This window comes from Paractinoplanes lichenicola, assembly GCF_016785085.1.
GTDB lineage: Bacteria > Actinomycetota > Actinomycetes > Mycobacteriales > Micromonosporaceae > Actinoplanes > Actinoplanes lichenicola.
This window is the reverse complement of record NZ_JAENHO010000036.1, coordinates 1-1,317: the sequence shown is the minus strand read 5'-3', so window position 1 is coordinate 1,317 and position 1,317 is coordinate 1. Positions and strand designations below refer to the sequence as shown.

Here is a 1,317-nt window from a genome sequence, read left to right as displayed (position 1 = left end):
GGTCACGTCCGTTGGCGTGGTGTAAGAGCCGGTCACCGCAGATCCGTGTGTGCTGATGCTAGGCCGCGATCTCGACGATCTGGTCGGTTTCTGGCTGGTCAGCATCGGTGGTGATGGGTGTGAGGCGGGCTTTGCGGAGCAGGTCCAGGCCCATGTAGCGGCGGCCTTCGACCCATTCGTCGGTCTGCTCGGCGAGCACGGCGCCGACGAGGCGGATGATCGCGGCCCGGTTCGGGAAGATCCCGACCACGTCGGTGCGGCGCCGGATCTCCTTGTTCAGCCGTTCTTGCGGATTGTTCGACCAGATCTGACGCCAGAGCTCACGCGGGAACGCCGTGAAGGCGAGCAGGTCATCGCGGGCGGTGTCGAGATGCTCGGCCGCGTCGGGAAACTTGTCACCGATGGTGTCCAGGACCCGGGCGAACTGAGCGTTGACCTCGTCGGTGTCGGGCTGGTCGAACACGGTGCGGACCAGGGTCGCGACCCACGGCTGCGCGCTCTTGGGAACCTTCGCGAGCAGATTGCGCAGGTAGTGAGTGCGGCAACGCTGCCAGGACGCGCCCGGCAACGCCGCCCCGACCGCCGAGACGAGACCGCGGTGGGCATCAGAGACCACGAGGCGGACCCCGGCCAGGCCCCGTGCGGTTAGCGAGCGCAGGAAGGCCAGCCAGCCGGCCCCGTCCTCGTCGCTGGAAATCTCGAGGCCGAGGACTTCGCGGCCGCCGTCGGCGTTGACCCCGACCGCGACCAGAGCGTGGACGTTAATGGTGCGGCCGTGCTCACGGACCTTGATGACCAGAGCGTCGACCCAGACGAACGTGTAGGGGCCGGCGTCCAGGGGCCGGTTGCGGAACGCTTCGACCTGCGCGTCCAGGTGCCGGGCCATCTCAGAGACCTGACTCTTGGACAGAGCTTTGATGCCAAGTTGCTCGACCAACTTCTCCACCCGCCGGGTTGACACCCCGAGCAGATACGAGGTGGCCACGACGCTGACAAGGGCCTGTTCGGCGCGACGGCGGTGCTGCAACAGCCAGTCCGGGAAGTAGGAGCCCTGCCGCAGCTTCGGGATGGCCAGCTCAACGGTGCCGGCCCGGGTGTCCCAGTCGCGATGCCGGTAGCCGTTACGCGAGTTGACCCGCTCGTCACTGCGTTCGCCGTACTCCGCCCCGCACACCGCGTCGGCTTCGGCCGACATCAGCGTCTCGGCGAAGGTTTGCACCATCGCCCGTAGTAGATCAGGGCTCGCCGATTGAAGATGCTCGCGTAGCAGCTCAGCGACATTCAGACTCGGTTCTGCGGCCATCGCAGGTCTCTCCT

Annotated in this window: 1 protein-coding gene; it reads right to left on the bottom strand. The window is 66.9% G+C overall.

Annotated features, from left to right (window positions below; genetic code table 11):
* Positions 1-58 precede the first annotated feature (58 nt).
* On the bottom strand, positions 59-1,303 hold the full coding sequence (locus JKJ07_RS49410; protein ID WP_203078861.1) for an IS256 family transposase: 1,245 nt from the start codon (positions 1,301-1,303) through the stop codon (positions 59-61).
* Positions 1,304-1,317 lie beyond the last annotated feature (14 nt).